This window comes from Candidatus Chlorohelix allophototropha, assembly GCF_030389965.1.
In the GTDB taxonomy this organism is placed as follows: domain Bacteria; phylum Chloroflexota; class Chloroflexia; order Chloroheliales; family Chloroheliaceae; genus Chlorohelix; species Chlorohelix allophototropha.
The window spans coordinates 1,801,714-1,819,916 of record NZ_CP128399.1 but is presented as its reverse complement, the minus strand read 5'-3'; the positions used below and the strand labels follow the sequence as shown (position 1 = coordinate 1,819,916).

Genomic DNA, 18,203 nt, shown 5'->3' with positions numbered 1-18,203 from the left:
CGGCTTAATCCAATACGGCACACAGGTATTCATAACACTCGTTACATACCTGTATCGTCTTCTCAGTTTTGTCATCGAAATACAGCATCGCCCACCCACTCGGAGGCGTAGTGCTATTGCACTCGGCGCAAGTTTTACCCTTGCGTGTCTTTGGTTCAGCAGGTTCAGGCTTGGACTTCCTTTCCACCCTCTCGGCGTATTTCGGATTGTCCTTTAAGAAGATGCTCAACTCCTCAAGAAGAATGTATCGCTTGCCATCCCGGATTATCCGGGTCTGCAATTTGTTCTCCGCGATATATCGCACTGTATGGACTGATATACCGATAAAATCAGATGCTTCCCTAACCGTCATAGGGGTCTCTGTTTTTTTACTCATCGCAAAGCCTCACTTCGATACCGCTCTTGCGAACCTTCTTTAGCCACTCCTCGTCAACTTGCTTGCTCCCATCCTCACCGTCATAGCGGATGTAATCAACCAACATTATGTAAGACCAGAAGCATAGGCGCGGTTCGTACTCAACAAACTGGTATTCTCCTGTGTTGTTTACGGTGTAACTAACTCCTCCGGGTCTGCTCCTCAAATAGACCCCTGTCCCGGCTACTTCAATGCAATCGTCAATCGGGATGGTATCGAACACCTTGAAGGCACAACTAAACTCGGCGTGGTTGAATTCGTCAATGTGGCTATGTGGCGTTTTACCTTGCAAACACCCGTCAGTAGGTTTGGTCAATTGGAAGTAGTTTTTGATGTATCCTCTAGGATGTGCAAAGACCATTCGGCTAAAGCCCGGTGTCAGCATATGGAAGGGAAAGGTTTTCGGTACTCTCCTGCTCACCCCTTGCTTCGCTACTTCCATATACCAGTCGCTTGCATATGGGTAGTGTTCTGCTCCTATCCAAATGTAAACATCGACCAGCGGTTTTGCATCGTCATAAGCCGGGTCGTGTGGCTGCACCACCTCGACCCCTAGAGCAGTTCGGCGCGTCCTAACTTCTAATCCTTCCCGGTCATAGCGTGGAAACACCACAGCCTTATTTATCAGGTCTAAACCGTCCGGGATGGGTAAAGGCGTGTCTATCACAAACTTATACCAAGGAGTACCGTTCTCACTTGTCGGTGTAATCAGGTAGGCTGCGTCTTGTTTGCGCTTACCACAGCCCCTTTCATCCACTTCAATCATTGTCATAGTCCTTTCTATAAATCAGCAGTATGTTTGTACCTTTTTCTCAAAACACCACCCTTCACGGGCTTTGTGGTTTGTGGGTTTTAGGGTTTACAAAGGTTTTCTAGGCTGGTTGCGCTTAAAACGCGCTTTGTAAACCCTCAAAAATGCTAACCTTTCACGGGCTTTACAATGCGTGTCAGCTAAATTGCACTTTTAAGGCTTCAATCAGCTTGGCTATAATCGGGTAGTTCGGCTTGTGCTTGGAAGCCTCTTTCAAGTGGTCAAGGCAGGATAGGTCAATTTCCTCGACCACTTCTTGCGCTGGTTCTAAGGCTTCCAAGTCAGGTACGTCTAATTCTCGGACTACCGCTTGGACACCCGCTTGGATACCACGCTGTAAAGCATCGGCTACCAATTCAGCAGTTATTTCAGTGCCACCCGCTGCAAGCTCGGCAAGGCGTTTTAAGGCGGCTGGTTTGAGTCTGGGTAATTTGCTGGCTGCGCTCTTGCTTACCTTCCCGTTGCTAATCTGCTCTACCAACGGTTCAGGTAGCAGTGCTAGTTTGGTTACACCATTTAGTTCGTTCGGCATTTTGGAGAGTGCGGCTGCTAGTTCGTGCTTCTCGTACTGCTTCAACAACCTGCTCATTGCCGCTACTTCCATAAACCAATTGTTTTGGCGCACCAAATTCCGGGTCAGCAGTACAAGGTCGCTTTGCTTCCCATCCAGAACCACTACCAATGCGTCAATGGTCTCCCACCCGGCAGCTATGGCTGCTGCTACTCGGTGTCTTCCATCAATCAAATCGAACTCTGTACCTCTATCGTTGACGATTATCGGGTCAAGTTGTCCAAGCAGTTTGAAGCTGGCTAGGATAGCTTTTACGTGTCCAGCGTCTATTTCATCCTCTTTCGGTAAAGCAATGCTACCGATTGATAGTATTGCTTTGTCATAGGTGGGCGGGTTAGGCAGTTCAAAATCTATCTGCAATTGCGCTATATCTTTGAGTCTGTTCTCACTCAACGTTACGTCCATTTTTTTATTTCTCCTCCTCTACGGGGCTAAATTGTTTAATCACTACCCACTTGCTACCGCAAGCTCGGCAAGTATGTAGGTCTTTTACTTCTATGGTCGCTTTCGGGTCGGTTATGTCTCCATACACTTCTTGGTCATTGGCAGGGGTCAATTCCCAACAATCTAGGCACTGGTCGCTACCAACCATAAAGGGATAAAATTCGTGCGAGATTTTATTTAAGGCTTCTGCTTCAACCGTACTCATCAACCTTGCAAGCTCAAGGCTGTGTAAAGCTTCTTCGGTAATCTGGTCAACGGGCAATATCCCGGTGGCTTTCAAAAATGCTTCCCCGAATTTCTTACAGGTGGCAGCGACCACCTCTCCCGTATTTATGTGTCGTAAAAATAAGGTAGTCATTGTTTGCTCCTATCTTTCAGGTAAAGGATTAAATTCATTAGGATTACCAATAGGGCTATCGCAATTCCAATGTCCATTGGTTCGTCCTTTCTATCAGTAAATTGTGTTACTAGCATTATATCTTTATTCACATAGAATGTCAATAGATTTATACCTATGAACAGTAAATCCAAAAAAAATTCATCTGCCATCCTTATAATCCGCAAAGTCGAACCGACCTTCTAGGTAGAATAGTTTTTGTGTCCAGTGTTGCTTCCCATTGGTATTCTTCAAGCATTTCAAGGTGGACTCCTCATCCTCTCTGGTTAGTGCCATCACAAGGTTAGCAAGGAACTCGGTGGCAGCACTGTTGCGACCACTACCCAACGCTGGTTCTGGTGGGCTATCCGGGTCGCTTTGTCGTTTGTTTATCTGGCTGGTCATCAGCATTGCAGATTTGGTCTTTAGTGCCGCATCTTTCAAATCCGATAGGTTTCTCGCTACCTTCTCACTTTTAGTAGCACCAAACATCTTCTCCGGGTCGGCTAATAGGTCAATATAATCCACAATCACCAAATCAACCCCATAGCCAGTCTTGGTCAATAACCACTTGTGTCGGCGTAATATTTCTTGCTGTATTTGTAATCCCGTCCATCCCGGACAAAATACGTAATCCAACCTACCTTCCCATTCAGCGACATCATTTGCCAGTTCTACTACATCCATTCGTTCCATTTCGTCAAGCAGATTTTCGCTTACCTTATACCCGGATAAGCCCTTTAGTCGCGCGTATTGCCGCTCCTCAAGCTCCTCTTGCAATAGCTCATTGTGGAAGAACACCACATTCAAACCTGCTTCTGCGTTGGCTTCCGCTACGTGTTCAACAAAGCTGGTCTTACCTGTCGAAGTGTAGGCAAGCAGTAAAGCAGTGTTGCCCCGTTTCAATCTCGCTCTGGGCGGGTTGTATATCCCTTGCCGCTCCTCAAATGTTCCAATGCTCCCGTCCAGTGACCGCAATCCAAACCTAACCGGGCGATGGTCAACCTCTCTGGTAGTAGTGGCTGCAAGCTTATGGGCGTTTTCAATCCGCTTTTCCTGACTGGTAAAATATTCTCCATCCAAACCTGATTGCCACCACCCGGCAAGCTCTCCCACTTCCTCAAGTGCGTCTGCAATCACCTCGCCTACCTTCGTGTTCTTTGGTAGCTCGGCTGCACTGATTTTAGAACCTATCCTGATTAACCTTCTCAACGCGCTATAGTTCCTAACTATGTCGGCGTAGTATTCAACGTGGACAGGGGTCGTGGTAGCTTTCATCAACTCTAAAATCATACTGGCAGGTACTTGACCCTCACCTGTGCCTAGTTTGTTCGTGGCGCGTAATCGGTCTCGGATGGTTATTAGGTCGGCAGGTTGGTTTTCAAAGTAGAGTTCGTAAATGGTCTGATAGAGGGTGGCGTGTTGGTTAAAGAAGAAGTCAGCGTGGTCTAGTTTGGTGGCTACCTTTACAATCCCTTCCCGGTCTATCAGCAGTGACCCGATTACGGCTGCTTCCGCTTCTTGGCTATGTAGCAAGGGGGCATTGATAGCCGGTTCGTCTTTGCGCTTCTTTTGCGCTTCGTTAAAATCAGCTACGTATGGCATATGCTTTCTCCTTAGCCCACTTCAACTTTGCTTGCACTCTTTCAAGCTGGTCGGGTAAAGCTCCCGCTTCTTTCAAGCCCTCAATTTGCGCTTGCAAGAAATCCGGGTTGTCATCTTTACCGGGTCTAAACGTTCCTAGCTCTTTGGGATAGTCAGCAGGTGCTACGGGCTGCTCCACTACGGGCTTGTTGGCTTCCCACCACTTTACCTTGAAACCGTGTTCCGCCCAACTCTTAAGTATAGCCGAGATATACGCCCACTTGCGCTTGTTATTACTGGCTGCTTCTTTGGTGGCTTCCAGTATCCATTCGCGCGGATATTTACCCAACGCTTCTTCAATATCTGGAACTATTACAGAAGGTAAAAATCCGATACAGTTTTCAATTGCAGACCAAACCGGGTCGGGTTGCGGCAGGTGGTCTAACTGTCTGGTTAATTGTGTTTTTTCATTAGGTCTTATTAGGGTTTGCGTGGCAGACGGGTCTGGTTTGTGTGACAAACGGGTGGGCGTTTGTGTGGTGGACGGGTGCTTCTTTGCAATCGCTCTTTTGAGTAGTGGTAACACGGTGTAAACTTTGCTATGTCCGGGTCTATCTTGCGCTTCTATCAAACCTACTTCTTCGAGCTTTGCAAGGCTATTGATTACGCTGCTCCTACCCATCCCGGTTCGTTCCATTATCGCTTGATAGCTTGGAAAGCATTCTCCGTCACTATTGGCAAACCTGCAAAGGGCATTATAGACCGCTATTCCATATGCCCCTATTCTGCTCCCGTAGTTGTCCAGCACTTCATTGTCAACGATAAAAAATCCTGCTTCCTTTGTCATAACAACCTCTCTAAATCAGTTCATATATTTCCAGTGCTTCAATCGCGCTTGCTACCATTGCGGGGCTTATGGCAAGCAGATTAGCAATCCGGGTGTTATCTATCGCTTCACCCATATCATTCAAGGTCTGGATGGCGATAAATACCGATACACCTATAACTCCTATCAGGCTTCCATATATTTCTACCAAGTCGTTGGTCACAATGAAGCCACCATGTCTGCGCCTGTCCACTACCTTGATAGTGTCTGTGTTGCTCATAGTTCATTCTCCCTTCTTAACTTTTGCTTATTGACGATACCTGTTAAAGCAGATTGTTATTTAGTAATACTTTTATGGCTATATCCACTCTCCACATTGGAATATCTAGCCACGTAGCGATATTTTTTATGTCGCGTTCGGTGAAGACTAATTTCTCCCCAACTACCTCACCGATTGCAACATAAACCGATAACACATCACTTTTTGATATACCGTGTTCAAGGTCTTTGACCCTTTCCATTATTTTCTTGCTTACGGTTCCCATACTGCATTCGTTATCCCCTTAAGGCTATAAAGGGCAGCACTGCAAACTGCCCCTATCCACTAAAACGCTTAATTCGTTCCTATTCCCACAAGGTAATTAAGTGTGACCCCTAACGCATCGCAAATTCTCCGGGTCTGCCGATTGTTAGGGCGTATCCTTACTTGCCAAGTGCAATAGCGTCTAATTGTCGTGTGAGATAACCTTGTCTGTTCAGCTAACCAACGTCTGGTTTGACCCATTTCGATTAACTTTCTATCTATCGGGTGGCTTACTACTCCTTTCATAACTACGATTGAACCAATCTATTTTCAAGTGTGTTCACTATCGGGTTGATTACATTTTTGTCAGTGAACGGCAATCTAAAAAAAATATCGGCTTCTGGCATATTTAATAGCTCCGAAGCCCACTTTCGGAATTTCACACCTTCATCGGCTACTGGTAAGGTTCTCTTACCACTCCGCAACATTGACAGGTAGGAAAGGCTGTACCTACCTGTGGCTTGGGTTAAGGTGATACCCTTGCTCTCAAGTATGCTCCATAAGTGCGTTCCCCACTTCTCCGGGTCATCGCCAGCCTCATATTCATACTTTATGATTTCATCAATCGGCTTCCCTACTACGCTGCTCATCCACTTGTGCAATCTCTTACTTCTAGGGATTGCTCTTATACCACTTTTCAATACAAGCAGGTAATTGTAGCTGTAGCCGTTCGGTATGGCTCTTAGATTTATGCCTTGCTTCTCTACTTCTTCAAAGAAGGTAGTCGTTATCTTCATTTCCCACGCTCAAAATACTAAATATTAGCTTAAGACTGTATATACCTGTTAATATCACGTTCACCACTGTATATATTATATCCAGACTGTGTGAAGTTGTAAAGATATTCCAGATTACAATTCACATTACAATTTTAATCCAATTTTAATAAAAGTGTTCACAGATGAATATAAAACGTTTCGGTTGCTTATACCTATTTCACATTTGTTGTTTACTACTGTGAATATTTACTGTAGAATTATGAACAATAAAAGTTACGGTTAGAGGTTAGAACATCCAACTTTTTAGTAAGCTGCACATTGATGAGATGTTTGTTATGGAGGTAAAAATGAATAGCGACAATCAAAAGGACGTGAGTCCTAAAGACGCTATCAGGTTGTGGGTTCAGAAGAAAATGCTTGAGCAGAATTTGGGCGTAAACCAACTCGCCGAGTATAGTGAAATCAGTAGTGGCGCAATCTCAAATTTGCTCAATGGTAAGCGACTACCAGCCCCTAAAACTCTAACTAAGTTGGCACAGTATTTCAAACACGACCCCGACCATCTGCTTGCCCTAGCAGGTTATAGGAGCAGTGTGAGACCAGAAGATTCTAGAAACAATATCCTTAATCCAGACCTAAGAACACTGGTAACAGCCGAGACCTTGAACAACATTGCCCCGCAATATCAGAGGGCAGTTGTGGCTGTAATCCAGACTGGTTTGAAAGATAAGCCAGTGACTAACGGTAAAAAAGTAGGCTAACTGTCAGTAGGACATTGCATCGGGTATGTCCTACTAAACTTGCTCAACCTCTGTAAATTCTAAATCCCGGTAACAAACGAACAGGTATTATATAAATCAGATTAGGAAATGTCTTATAACCCACTGATATTACGAAAATCACTGGTCTATATGGCGCAAAAGGGTTTGTGAACTGAGCTTGAGTAGGCGTGTTTCGTACCATTACAAGCATACTTTCTCTTAATCAGTGGGTTCAGAGTTCAAGTCTCTGGCGACCCATCTCAAGCCCATTGCAAAGGTCAGAACGCATCCCTTCCCACTGATTTTCAGGGGGAAAAATGCAACCTAAAACCACTGATACTACGAAATTCAATTCCGCAATGCGGGGCATTTCACCTTGCCCTTTTTTGGGTTTAATTAACCAATGGCTTGATTATTGCCGAGCTAATGGGCTGACCGATAAAACACTCCTAGATTATAACGATAAACTTAATAAGTTCTTGTGGTGGTACAAAGATAAGGGATATTACCGGGAAGCCGGGGCGCATCCCAAAAATATGACCACTCAAATGGCGACCGAGTTCGTGGTCTATCTCCGGGAACACCACCCCGACCGATGGGGCATTGTCGCGCCACACCACAATAAAACGGGTAAAGACTTGTCTCCCGCTTCTATCGCCTCGTATGGTCGAACTGTATGATTTTATAATTTCAACACCAGGGACTGTTCGGAGTAATTCGTAACCACCACTTCACAACGCTGGTATTTTCGCTTACTCTTGTCCACAATTGTTATCAACTGTTGTTTGTGGAGGGTAGCAAAGTGCTCGATTGTGAAGAAAAAAGACAGGCAGACCGTGCCAATCTGCGTCTCTTACTCCGCGACCAACCCGACTGGAACCATTCCCAACTGGCTTTCGCCCTTAACCGTTCCCTCTCCTGGGTCAAAGAATGGTGCAACCGCCTCAAAAATGCACCATCTGATGACCCTTCCGTTTTGATCAGCCTTAAACGGGGGCGTAAATCACCCTTTCCCACACCAAATCCACTCCTAGTGGAGCGTATCCTCGATATCAGGGATCATCCGCCTGACAATCTCAAACGTACTCCCGGTCCCAAAGCCATTAGTTATTACCTGGCTAAAGACAAAGTGCTGGCAGAGAATGGCGTAAAACCACTTTCCTCTGCCAGCGCCATCTGGAAAATCTTGGTTAAATTCTCCAGAATTATCCATTTCACACCCCCACCCCCCAAGCCTGTAGCTCGTCCTGAGCCTCTAGCTGAAATCCAACTCGATTTCAAGGATGCTTCCACTGTGACTATCGGACCGGAAGGGAAAAAGCAACATCTGGTCGAGGTGTTTAACCTGATCGATACCGGCACTTCTTTGTTGGTCGCCGCAGTAGCCAGAGAGGATTTTAATGCCTACACGGTCCTCGAAACCGTGATTGAGATCCTCAAAGAAACCGGGCTGCCTAAAGGAATAACTTTTGACCGTGATCCCAGGTTTGTAGGCAGTCATAGTGGTATAGGTTGAACGCAAATAACAAAAACGCACCTGTTCGCTGGCAGGGGTAGTGGGGACCACATAGTGGATCTCCACCTCTTCCCCAGTTATTACTATTCGGTCGATTAGTAATTCGACCAGTTGACGTTTCTGTTCAAAATTGGCTTGCTCTAAACTACTGGCTATACGATGACAGAATTCCTCTAAGTTCTGAGCTACCTTGACCACTTCTAGATGACGGGCGCTACTGGCGCTTAATTCCTTGAGCTGCTCATTTATGCTAGCCTGACGTTGCTCAAACTCAGCACGTCGGCGTTTGTATTCCTCCAATAGGAGGATCCCGGCCAGATAAGCTTCTGTCAATCGCTCGATCTGGTTACCTAGTTTGGCAATGGCTTTATGCAAATTAGCCTGACGGCTTTGTAATTCTTGGGGTAACCATTCTCCACTCTGCGCCCGCTCAAGGGCCTGTTTTAGTATTCCAGGATCTTGGAGTAAGGCGCATAAATCTTGCCAGACCAGTTCATCTAGTTGTTGAGTGTGAGGACAGCGTGAAATGGTACATTTCGCGTCCATTCCGGTTTGGGTCAGCATTTTTTTACCATCACAAACATAATACCCTCGCCCCTTAGCGCTTCGGCAATGAAAAGCTCGTTTACAACTACCACAACTTAACATCGCCCGCAATAAATATTGGTGGGTTGTATTGTTGCGGGAGGCTTCCAGCTGATTTTTCCGCAATTTGTTCTGCACTTGTTCAAATTGTTCCTTTGTTACAATGGCTTCTACCTGGCAGACCTCGATCCATTCTTCTGAAGGACGCCATTTAAGGGTCGTATTATTTTTTCCAACTGGTATCATAGCGGAATAACGCTTACGGGCGGGTTGATGGCAACTCCTTTGGGCAAAAACTGTACCGCTATAGACCGGGTTAGTCAAGATCCAGCGCAGAGAAGTTTTATTCCAACGGGCTTTCCCACTAGGAGTGGGGAGACCTATTTTGGTAAAATAATTGACCAGCCCCCATAAACTCTGTTGTGGTTGCAGGTAACGTTGGAAGATTTCGGCTACAATAGCAGCTTCAGTTGGTTCTAAATGTAAACCAGCTGGATCACGCGGGTGTGCCAATCCCATTCGATAGCCAAACGGAGGACTGGTCCAGGGAAGTAAAGCCCCGGTCTGAAATTTGTGCAGTCGCCCTCGCCGCATCCTTTCAGCGATCAGGCTCCGCTCGTATTCTGCCACAGCCCCGCGGATTTGTAGTAAGAGTTGGTCGTGAGGATCCTGACTCAGGGGATGCTCCACAAACTGTAATTGGCATCCCAGTTTTTCCAATTCTTCCACCAGCAACATTTGGTGAACATATTTGCGAGCCAACCGATCTGGAGCTGTAATCAGCAGCAGATCGAAACTTGCCCGAGCAGCAAAATCTCGCAAACTATCTAACCCTGGTCTTTTAAGGGTAGCCCCACTGTAACCATCATCTCGAAAGATAAAGGCAGGAGGCCAACTCCACTCTTTACTCTGGCAAAAGGTCTGAAGGCAACTCAGTTGCTGTTCGATTGTCTGCGCCTCGGCTTGGCGCTGAGTGGATACTCGGATATACACTGCTATTCTCATCATCAGCCCCTTTCATATCCAATGTATTTTTCTCCTGCAGCCCAGTCTGTGATTGTTCAAGTTCAAGTGACCACTGCACTAAATTTTGATAAGCTTGATCCCAACGTGCTTGAGCATAAGCAATAGTAATTAGTTGGCGAGAAACTTTCCAAGTTGGTTTAGCCATTGATAACCCTCCTCTTTTCTAGAAACATAGCAAGAATTACTAATCCTACTAGAAAACAGGATGGAATGAACCATCACTTTTTTGACCTAGCGGCTCTAAAGAAAATAATTTTAAGGAACCGGCTCAGGCAAAACTTGTCATTTATGATGAACCCATTGGACGGGATTTCCCTTCAGCTTTTGTGAAGTTCTGGCATTGTATCGGGGTAAAAGTTAACATATGTCCCCCTCATCGTCCCGATTTGAACGCATTTGTCGAACGCTACCACCGTGCTTACGGGGAGGAGTGTCTTAAAGTGTATCAGCCTCAGAACTTGGCGGAAGTGAACGAGGTTACCAAAGCTTTCAAAGAGCATTACAACTGGGAATAAGGGCTCAGTTGTAAAAACAAGCCGCCCAGAGTAGCCTTTCCCACTCTACCGGCACTACCAACCTTGCCGCTGTTGATTGACCCTGACCGCTGGCTCCTGGCGGTAGACAAACGCCGTTTTGTGCGCAAAGCGCAAAGTAATGGCGCGGTAACGCTGGGGAAACGATTTTACTATTTAGGGCAGGAGTGGGTAGGAAAGTATGTAAATCTGGAGGTAGCAGCCCACTCAAAGGAGTTTGTAGTCTGGCAAAAGGATAAAGTGATAAAACGAGTGGGGATCAAAGGGTTGGTAGGGCAGGAACTGGGACAGGCAGAGTATTTGCAGCTTATCAAGGAAGAAGCCCAAACGGAAGCGCGGCAGAGTTAGCCCAGCAGGAAAAGAATATTGTAAGCTAAAGAGTTTTAGCCGGAACTAGGCTTAAGCTGCCCTCAAAACTGGAATTAGCAGCGGCTTTAGGCTTATTATTTTAAGGTGCTAATTGCTAAGGTGGTTACGAATTACTCCGAACAGTCCCTGGTGTTGAAATTATAAAATCATACAGGCAGAGCTAGGCGAAGTTGGACGTTTTACCAATTGTAATCAGGTGGTGGCCTACGCTGGGCTAGATTTAACCGTGAAGGAAAGCGGAAAATGGAAAGGCAAGGTGAAACTTTCCAAGCGTGGCAGTGGTCGGTTGCGGCGCCTGTTATACATGGCGGCATTAGTCAGTTTGCGTCTTAAAGTATCTGCCTTTGGGGACTATTACCGCGAATTAAGGAAGCGTGGCATGAATGGGCGCAGTGCATTGATGGCGGTTATGCGTAAGATGTTAATCACAGCTTACTCTTTGTTAAAGAACGACAGCACCTTCGACCCGAAAAAAGTCTGGATCGGTGCTAAGTTTGTGGCCAAAGAGTTACCATTGGTTGCTCAGGTGGCTTGACAAACTACGATGGCTTCTTTCTTCAAAACTATTATATAAGCCGAGCTTAGAACGTTCTAATAATTGTGGTTAAGAATGAGCAAATCTGGTAAACTTAAGGCAATGAGTAAAAGAACCGCTAATAGTAAAGATACTGAGTGGGAAATTATCGCGCCACTGCTGCTAGGTCAAAAGAATTAACATTCCGTTAATTTGGGCAAAGCCGAGCTTAGCTGGAGTTTGTACAAACTCGAACTGAGAGGAGAATATTTCCAAATCGTACAGTAGTGAACAGCAAGTTTTGATTGCCCGACGAAGCAGTATCCCAAATTAAACACAGGAGAAACAGGCACAGGTATTTCTGATGAAAAATAATCATTTCTATGTCATTGATTTCGACACCACATTTGTAACAGTTGATGCCCTAGAAGAATTGGCGCGGATCGTGTTGAAAAGCAGACCCGATCGCAACGGGCTACTCGACCGGATTAAGCACTTAACCCAATTAGAAAAAGAGGGCGAAATATCTTATCAAGACTCCCTTGCACAACGTACAAGTTTATTTTTTCCAAACCGGAAACATATAAAGACGCTTGTTACGGCGCTGAATAAACAAATCAGCCCCTCTTTTGCAAGGAACAAACATTTTTTCAAGGAATACAGTGAGCAGATATACATCGTTTCAAGCGGTTTTAAGGAGTATATCGCCCCGGTAGTGGCAACATACGGTATTAGTGAAAGCCATGTTCTGGCAAATACCTTTATTTTTGATGATAACGGAGATGCCATCGGGTATGATGAAAATAACCTGCTATCCCAAAATCAGGGCAAGGTAAAAGCCATGCAGGCACTTCGTTTGCAAGGGGAGGTTTATGCAATCGGCTCTCGCTATAGCGACTACCAGATAAAAGAGCGTGGTTTAGCAAAATCCTTTTTCGCGTATACCGAAAATGTCAGGCGCGAAGGTTTGGTTAAACTAGCCGATTATGAAGCCCCTGATTTTGACGAGTTTCTGTATCGCTTGAAACTGCCTAGATCGCAATCTTACCCTAAAAGCCGGATGAAAGTGTTATTGCTCGAAAAAATCGACCAACGCGCCGCCGAATACTACGAAAAGCAGGGTTACGATGTCAAAACTTACGACCGGGCAATGGGCGAAGAGGAACTGATAAACGAGATTAAAAATGTTTCTATTATAGGTATTCGCTCCAAAACAGAGCTTACTGAGGAAGTTCTCAATAACGCTAACCGTCTGTTATCCATCGGGGCTTTTTGTATCGGTACTAATCAGATAAACCTTGAAGCCGCAACCCGCAAAGGTATCGCTGTTTTCAACGCACCCTATAGCAACACCCGCTCAGTTGTTGAGCTTACAATCGGCGAAATTATTATGCTAAGCCGAGATGTGTTTGATAAGAGTCAAAAAATGCACCGGGGAGTGTGGGAAAAATCTGCGGACGGTTCGCGCGAAATTCGAGGCAAAAAGCTTGGACTGATCGGCTATGGTAACATCGGATCACAGTTATCAGTGCTGGCTGAAAGTCTGGGATTGGACGTATATTTCTACGACATCGTGGATAAACTCGCGCTGGGCAACGCTAAAGCCTGTCGTTCCTTGGATGAGCTGCTTGAAATAGCCGATATAGTGTCAGTACACGTAGATGGGCGAAAATCCAACAATAACATTATCAGTACCCCTGAATTCAAAATGATGAAGCAGGATGCAATATTTATTAATGCCAGTCGCGGTTCGGTGGTAGATCTAAAAGCGCTGGTAAAAGCTTTAAAGGATAAAACCATTAAAGGCGCAGCCGTTGACGTGTTCCCAGAAGAACCTAAAAGTAACCGAGACCCCTTTGTAAGTGAGCTTCAAGGGTTGCCGAATGTCATCCTAACTCCTCATATCGCCGGAAGTACCATCGAAGCTCAACAAAATATTGCCGATTTCGTCAGCAATAAACTAAGCAATTATGTGGACAACGGCGATACTACCTTGAGTGTTAACTTCCCTAATATTAACCTTCCCACCCTGCTATCCGGTCACAGGTTAATTCATGTGCATCAGAATGTACCGGGCATTCTGGCGCGTATCAACTCGATAATGGCAAATAATAACTTGAACATCATCGGGCAGTATTTGAAAACTAACGAGGAAATAGGCTACGTAATTACCGATGTGAGCAGCACTTACTCAGATAAAGTGGTTCAGGAATTGGTTAGTATTCCCAACACCATCAAATTCAGAGTGCTATTCTAATCCTTATTTTAAGAGAGTTCCAGTACCCGGAAACATTATAAGTATCCGGGTACTTTTTTATTAGTACGCTACCTATCAATTTAAAAATGCTATGTAAAAGTCAATGTAAAGTATTTTATATAAATGTCATTAATCAAATATTAATAAATCCGTGAAAACCTATTGCTTTTACCTCAAGATTGAAGTATAAATATAACACTAACCCGTAATTGGATCATCTGAAATACCCTGAAAACCTATTTAAAGCAAAAGACACGGTTAATTTACTACGTGCTAATAATTAGTCGCCTTTTGATAAACTATTGTTTTTGAATACCAGTTTTTCCTGCCTAGCTAAAGTTAACTCTGACATCTAAAACTAAGCTGGCTTTTACCTTGCAGGGGATATTGAATTTTAAGATTAAATACACTGTTGTGCACATATTGAATTCGGAGGTAAAGCGATGGGATTTTTCTCAGGTAATCGCAGAAAAGCTCGCTTATTTGCGGCTTTCTCATTATCAATAGCGTTACTGATCACTACCAACATGGTAGCGCTGGCAAAGGATGATGACAGCCTTAGCGCATCAGCCTCATATATGCGGGTTTACAAAGGGGCTACCACTGCCATCAAGGCTGCCGGGACTCCTTTAATATATCAAGGCGGACAAATTCTTACCGCTTCCAAAGTTTATATAAGCTGGTGGGGAACCCAATGGAATACGGGTTTCACCACCGGAGGTTATACCAGTGCAACTGCGCAAACTTATATCAGAGGCTTCTTTGGCAACGTAGGTGGCAGTAGCTGGAACAATGTGGATAACCAGTATTGTATGGGTATTACCAAGGGAAGTACAAGTTGTGGCTCCAGCGGTACACACATAACCAACCCAGCCGGGCAACTTAAAGGGGAATGGGTGGATACCACTTCAGTTCCTAGCCGCCCGACTCAGGCTAATATTGCCAGTGCGGCTTTACGCTCGATGGCGCATTTTGGCGGTTATGACCCGCAGGCAATTTACTTTGTATTCACCCCATCTGGACGCAATATGAGTGGCTTTGGTACTCAATGGTGCGCATGGCACGATGTAACTACCAGTGGCTCAAATCAGGTAGCCTACGCTTATATGCCCTATGTGCCAAGTGTTGGCTCTACTTGCGGCGCAAACTTTGTCAACAAAACCAACGACTCTTTTGGTCATGGCTACTTTGACGGTTTCTCTATCGTGGGTGGTCATGAATTTGTTGAAGCGGTTAGCGACCCGCACCCGTCCGGTACTAACGCCGGTTGGTGGGATTCTTCCGGGGCTGAAAATGGAGACAAATGCGCTTGGAGCGCCTCTTCAGCTAACATCTCTCTGGGTGGCAACAATTACGCAGTACAACCGATCTGGAGTAACGCGATAGGTGGTTGCGCTACTTCGGCGTAATATATAATCACAAAGTTACTATTTATGTAAACTAGAAGGCAAGGAATAAAACCCTTGCCTTTTGTGCGATTTAAGAGAGCCTTTCAAATGGACTTACACCGATCTCCTTTTACAGATTTGATAACCTTTGGTTTATTTTCAAAGAACTGTACTAAGCAAAAGAAGGCTGAAACTTTATTTAATTCTATTCGTCTTTTTATTAGTAACATGCTAAATCATCACTGTCACTTCTGTTAATAAGGACTAACGCGCAATGAATCGAAATACTGTATCTTTCTTTGTGCTGCTATTTGTGCTTTTCAGTTTGTTTCCCACGCTGCCAGTCTGTGCCATTTCTGGCTTTAACGACGGGGCTTTCGACAAGGTGTGGAACAGGATTGATAAACCGGTAGAGGAATTTCCCCTCAGCGGTCGCGGCTACACTTGGGGTCCGGTTGTGCAGGAGGCACAAGGTATTACTCGTGAAGGCTACAACGGCGGCACCCGCACGGTACAGTATTTCGATAAAGCCCGCATGGAAGTCAATAATCCCGACGCTAACGCCAACGACCTTTTCTATGTTACTACCGGGCTGTTGGTCAAAGAATTGGTGACGGGTTACCGTCAGGATGGGGACAATCAGTACGCCATCTTCGCACCAAGTCAGGTACAAGTCGTGGGTGACCCCAACGACGGCAATAGCAATACCATCGCCCCCACTTATGCCAGTTTCGCTTCTGTGATTACAACTCAAGGCAGCGACAAGGCTAAACCAAGCGCCATCGGTAGTTTGGTCACTTCCCGTATTGATCGAGCCGGACAGGTTAGTGAGTTTTCTCCTCCAGCACAGGTTACTATTGCGGCATATGATTCCCTCACTTACCACAATGTAGCCAATGTTTTTGTGGAGTATGCCAATAAGGTCGGAACTATCTGGAACGGCGCAAGTTTTGAGCAAGGCGCTCTGTTTTTTGGCAATCCCACCTATGTTTTGGGGCGACCTGTAACCGACCCTTTGTGGACTAGGGCGATAGTGGCTGGCTCAGAAAAAGATGTGTTGGTGCAACTGTTTGAGCGACGTGTACTAACCTACACTCCAGATAACCCAGAAGGCTTCAAGGTGGAGATGGGCAATGTTGGGCAGCATTATTACCGTTGGCGTTATCAGCTCAACAACCCATACCCCGCAGTTCCGACCAAATTCGAGCGACTTAACGAGTTCGGCAAGGATTATAACGCTCTCCAGTATCCGGCTTATATAGCCATCGACAGCCATGGCTATACTTATGTGGGTGACTACAGCAACCGGATTATCAAATACGATAACGCAGGACACCCACAGGTGCAGTTCGGTGGCACAGGTACACAAGATAGGCAGTTCACCTCATTGTTAGGCTTGTCTATAGATACGCAGGACAATCTTTATGCGGTAGACTCATCTTGGCAAAATATTCAAAAGTTCGATGCACAGGGTCACTTCCTGCTCAAGTGGGGCAGCGCGGGAAGCGGCAACGGTCAGTTTAATTCTCCCCGTAGCGTGGTAACGGATGCGCAAAACAATGTGTATGTACTAGATTCTTCGCGAGTACAGAAGTTTGATGGCAACGGTCATTTCTTGGGAGCTTGGAGCAATAAGGGACCCTCAGATAGCCAGTTTAATACGTCTGTCCAGCTTGCAACGGATGAGCAGGGTAATCTTTATGTGTTGGATTTAAACAGCCAATCACATGTGGCGCTGATTTATATAAAAAAGTTTGATGCACAGGGTCATTTTCTGCTCAAGTGGGAAGCCGGAGTGTCTAATACTGTGCCGGGGTTTGTTTATGAGGGTCAAGGTCATTTGTTGGTGGGGCTTGACCGTTACGATACCAATGGGAAATTGCTAGAGCATCTTGGCAGCAATCTGACCGACCCACAAGATGGTTCATCTCCTCGGGTTAACCGGGTTGCAGAGGACAGACAAGGTCAGATTTATTTTACCGATGGTGAGAGAGCGTGGGTTTACAAACTCGATCGGCAAGGCAAGTTAATATCATACTTCAGCACTTACGGGCGCGAGGATGGGCAATTCAGAAGACCCGGTGGGGTGGCAGTGGACAGCGCCGGGAATTTGTTCGTGTTTGATACGGGCAACTTCCGAGTGCAGAAGTTCGATTCACAGGGTAATTTTCTACTCAAGTGGGGCAACGCTGGCAGCGGAGATGGTCAGTTCGGAGGAGTGGGGAGTCTGGCAGTAGATGGCATAGGCAATGTGTATGTGGCTGATGCGGTTAATCACCGCATCCAGAAGTTTGATGGGCAGGGTCATTTCCTGTTCAAGTGGGGTAACGAACCAGTTGGCAACGCCGATTGCCAAGGTACTCTAGCCTTTCCTAATAGCGTAGCGGTAGATAAGTCTGGTGTTGTATATGTATTAGACGGACAGATTAAATGCATCGAGAAATTCGATGCAGAGGGTCACTTCCTACAGCTATGGGGTGGGCTTGGTAGTACCAACGGTTCTTTGCTTTCCTCCAATAATATCGCGCTTGATCGGGATGGGCACCTCTATTTCACCGATGAGGAAAACAACCGTATCCTGAAAACTGATTTGTTTTTTAAGCCATTGCTGCAATGGGGCGAAAATGGTGATAATCCCGGTCAATTTAACAGACCGCATGCCATAACTACGGATAATCAGGGCAACCTGTATATCTTCAATAATGGCAATTTGTATATGGATAAATTCGATGGTGCAGGTAATTTCCTGAGTCGCTGGACTTATTCCGCCGATTTGAACGGTAATTTTAAAGCAGTGTCGGGGGCAGCAGTGGATGGGCAGGGCAATTTGTATATTGTCGATGTGGTCAATGACCGTATCTCGAAGTTCCGGCAAAGCTAAGCTCAAGTTTGTACAAAAATAATAAAACTTGAACTGAACCTTAC

The 18,203-nt window shown here is 45.5% G+C and carries 20 protein-coding genes; 8 read left to right on the top strand and 12 right to left on the bottom strand.

The window, feature by feature from the left end:
• Positions 1 to 4 precede the first annotated feature (4 nt).
• The 10 genes from OZ401_RS07855 to OZ401_RS07815 form a co-directional block, all read right to left on the bottom strand.
• The gene (locus tag OZ401_RS07855) at positions 5 to 376 is read right to left on the bottom strand and encodes a MerR family transcriptional regulator (RefSeq protein WP_341467672.1); all 372 of its coding nucleotides are present in this window, start codon (positions 374 to 376) and stop codon (positions 5 to 7) included.
• Positions 369 to 1,187: a hypothetical protein gene (locus tag OZ401_RS07850; RefSeq protein ID WP_341467671.1), complete on the bottom strand. Its 819-nt coding sequence runs from the start codon at positions 1,185 to 1,187 to the stop codon at positions 369 to 371. Before OZ401_RS07850 ends, OZ401_RS07855 begins: the two co-directional genes overlap by 8 nt.
• Positions 1,188 to 1,362: 175 nt before the next feature.
• Entirely contained in the window at positions 1,363 to 2,202 is an 840-nt protein-coding gene (locus OZ401_RS07845) for a ParB/RepB/Spo0J family partition protein (protein ID WP_341467670.1), read from the bottom strand.
• Positions 2,203 to 2,206: 4 nt separating this feature from the next.
• A complete protein-coding gene (locus tag OZ401_RS07840; RefSeq protein ID WP_341467669.1) occupies positions 2,207 to 2,599 on the bottom strand; it encodes a hypothetical protein in 393 nt (130 codons plus the stop codon).
• 180 nt (positions 2,600 to 2,779) lie between these two features.
• Complete coding sequence (locus tag OZ401_RS07835; RefSeq protein WP_341467668.1) at positions 2,780 to 4,222, bottom strand: DnaB-like helicase N-terminal domain-containing protein; 1,443 nt, start codon at positions 4,220 to 4,222, stop codon at positions 2,780 to 2,782.
• Positions 4,206 to 5,048 carry a helix-turn-helix domain-containing protein gene (locus OZ401_RS07830; protein WP_341467667.1) on the bottom strand — a complete coding sequence of 281 codons (843 nt, stop codon included), beginning with the start codon at positions 5,046 to 5,048 and terminating at the stop codon, positions 4,206 to 4,208. Before OZ401_RS07830 ends, OZ401_RS07835 begins: the two co-directional genes overlap by 17 nt.
• 10 nt (positions 5,049 to 5,058) lie before the next feature.
• Positions 5,059 to 5,307 (bottom strand): hypothetical protein, encoded by a 249-nt coding sequence (locus tag OZ401_RS07825; RefSeq protein ID WP_341467666.1) that lies wholly within the window; start codon positions 5,305 to 5,307, stop codon positions 5,059 to 5,061.
• A 43-nt stretch (positions 5,308 to 5,350) separates the two neighbouring features.
• Positions 5,351 to 5,572, bottom strand: coding sequence for a hypothetical protein (locus tag OZ401_RS07820; RefSeq protein ID WP_341467665.1), 222 nt, complete (start codon positions 5,570 to 5,572; stop codon positions 5,351 to 5,353).
• A 68-nt stretch (positions 5,573 to 5,640) separates the two neighbouring features.
• On the bottom strand, positions 5,641 to 5,811 hold the full coding sequence (locus tag OZ401_RS25890; RefSeq protein WP_425607614.1) for a helix-turn-helix domain-containing protein: 171 nt from the start codon (positions 5,809 to 5,811) through the stop codon (positions 5,641 to 5,643).
• Between the two features lie 47 nt (positions 5,812 to 5,858).
• Positions 5,859 to 6,347 (bottom strand): hypothetical protein, encoded by a 489-nt coding sequence (locus OZ401_RS07815; RefSeq protein WP_341467664.1) that lies wholly within the window; start codon positions 6,345 to 6,347, stop codon positions 5,859 to 5,861.
• Between the two features lie 329 nt (positions 6,348 to 6,676).
• On the opposite strand from OZ401_RS07815, the gene OZ401_RS07810 reads away from it, so the two are divergent.
• Positions 6,677 to 7,090, top strand: coding sequence for a helix-turn-helix domain-containing protein (locus OZ401_RS07810; protein WP_341467663.1), 414 nt, complete (start codon positions 6,677 to 6,679; stop codon positions 7,088 to 7,090).
• A gap of 317 nt (positions 7,091 to 7,407) precedes the next feature.
• Complete coding sequence (locus OZ401_RS07805) at positions 7,408 to 7,770, top strand: hypothetical protein (RefSeq protein WP_341467662.1); 363 nt, start codon at positions 7,408 to 7,410, stop codon at positions 7,768 to 7,770.
• 575 nt (positions 7,771 to 8,345) lie between these two features.
• Here the strand turns inward: OZ401_RS07805 and OZ401_RS07800 are convergent.
• Together OZ401_RS07800 and OZ401_RS07795 are read right to left on the bottom strand one after the other, a co-directional pair.
• Complete coding sequence (locus OZ401_RS07800) at positions 8,346 to 10,199, bottom strand: recombinase family protein (RefSeq protein ID WP_341467661.1); 1,854 nt, start codon at positions 10,197 to 10,199, stop codon at positions 8,346 to 8,348.
• A complete protein-coding gene (locus OZ401_RS07795; RefSeq protein WP_341467660.1) occupies positions 10,096 to 10,362 on the bottom strand; it encodes a hypothetical protein in 267 nt (88 codons plus the stop codon). Before OZ401_RS07795 ends, OZ401_RS07800 begins: the two co-directional genes overlap by 104 nt.
• Positions 10,363 to 10,543: 181 nt before the next feature.
• Between OZ401_RS07795 and OZ401_RS07790 the strand changes: the two genes are divergently transcribed.
• The 6 genes from OZ401_RS07790 (at position 10,544) to OZ401_RS07765 (ending at position 18,159) form a co-directional block, all read left to right on the top strand.
• Positions 10,544 to 10,732, top strand: a complete 189-nt coding sequence (locus OZ401_RS07790) for an integrase core domain-containing protein (RefSeq protein ID WP_341467659.1) — start codon at positions 10,544 to 10,546, stop codon at positions 10,730 to 10,732.
• Positions 10,733 to 10,795: 63 nt separating this feature from the next.
• Entirely contained in the window at positions 10,796 to 11,098 is a 303-nt protein-coding gene (locus tag OZ401_RS07785) for a hypothetical protein (RefSeq protein WP_341467658.1), read from the top strand.
• 166 nt (positions 11,099 to 11,264) lie between these two features.
• The gene (locus OZ401_RS07780; protein WP_341469864.1) at positions 11,265 to 11,654 is read left to right on the top strand and encodes a transposase; all 390 of its coding nucleotides are present in this window, start codon (positions 11,265 to 11,267) and stop codon (positions 11,652 to 11,654) included.
• Between the two features lie 343 nt (positions 11,655 to 11,997).
• Entirely contained in the window at positions 11,998 to 13,890 is a 1,893-nt protein-coding gene (gene serA, locus OZ401_RS07775; protein WP_341467657.1) for a phosphoglycerate dehydrogenase, read from the top strand.
• A 443-nt stretch (positions 13,891 to 14,333) separates the two neighbouring features.
• Entirely contained in the window at positions 14,334 to 15,299 is a 966-nt protein-coding gene (locus tag OZ401_RS07770; RefSeq protein WP_341467656.1) for a hypothetical protein, read from the top strand.
• A 253-nt stretch (positions 15,300 to 15,552) separates the two neighbouring features.
• Positions 15,553 to 18,159: a hypothetical protein gene (locus OZ401_RS07765; protein ID WP_341467655.1), complete on the top strand. Its 2,607-nt coding sequence runs from the start codon at positions 15,553 to 15,555 to the stop codon at positions 18,157 to 18,159.
• Positions 18,160 to 18,203: the final 44 nt, after the last annotated feature.

Coding starts and splice junctions, on each gene's coding strand:
- OZ401_RS07855 (WP_341467672.1), bottom strand. CDS start 376: ATGAGTAAAAAAACAGAGACCCCTATGACGGTTAGGGAAGCATCTGAT.
- OZ401_RS07850 (WP_341467671.1), bottom strand. CDS start 1,187: ATGACAATGATTGAAGTGGATGAAAGGGGCTGTGGTAAGCGCAAACAA.
- OZ401_RS07845 (WP_341467670.1), bottom strand. CDS start 2,202: ATGGACGTAACGTTGAGTGAGAACAGACTCAAAGATATAGCGCAATTG.
- OZ401_RS07840 (WP_341467669.1), bottom strand. CDS start 2,599: ATGACTACCTTATTTTTACGACACATAAATACGGGAGAGGTGGTCGCT.
- OZ401_RS07835 (WP_341467668.1), bottom strand. CDS start 4,222: ATGCCATACGTAGCTGATTTTAACGAAGCGCAAAAGAAGCGCAAAGAC.
- OZ401_RS07830 (WP_341467667.1), bottom strand. CDS start 5,048: ATGACAAAGGAAGCAGGATTTTTTATCGTTGACAATGAAGTGCTGGAC.
- OZ401_RS07825 (WP_341467666.1), bottom strand. CDS start 5,307: ATGAGCAACACAGACACTATCAAGGTAGTGGACAGGCGCAGACATGGT.
- OZ401_RS07820 (WP_341467665.1), bottom strand. CDS start 5,572: ATGGGAACCGTAAGCAAGAAAATAATGGAAAGGGTCAAAGACCTTGAA.
- OZ401_RS25890 (WP_425607614.1), bottom strand. CDS start 5,811: ATGGGTCAAACCAGACGTTGGTTAGCTGAACAGACAAGGTTATCTCAC.
- OZ401_RS07815 (WP_341467664.1), bottom strand. CDS start 6,347: ATGAAGATAACGACTACCTTCTTTGAAGAAGTAGAGAAGCAAGGCATA.
- OZ401_RS07810 (WP_341467663.1), top strand. CDS start 6,677: ATGAATAGCGACAATCAAAAGGACGTGAGTCCTAAAGACGCTATCAGG.
- OZ401_RS07805 (WP_341467662.1), top strand. CDS start 7,408: ATGCAACCTAAAACCACTGATACTACGAAATTCAATTCCGCAATGCGG.
- OZ401_RS07800 (WP_341467661.1), bottom strand. CDS start 10,199: ATGATGAGAATAGCAGTGTATATCCGAGTATCCACTCAGCGCCAAGCC.
- OZ401_RS07795 (WP_341467660.1), bottom strand. CDS start 10,362: ATGGCTAAACCAACTTGGAAAGTTTCTCGCCAACTAATTACTATTGCT.
- serA (WP_341467657.1), top strand. CDS start 11,998: ATGAAAAATAATCATTTCTATGTCATTGATTTCGACACCACATTTGTA.
- OZ401_RS07770 (WP_341467656.1), top strand. CDS start 14,334: ATGGGATTTTTCTCAGGTAATCGCAGAAAAGCTCGCTTATTTGCGGCT.
- OZ401_RS07765 (WP_341467655.1), top strand. CDS start 15,553: ATGAATCGAAATACTGTATCTTTCTTTGTGCTGCTATTTGTGCTTTTC.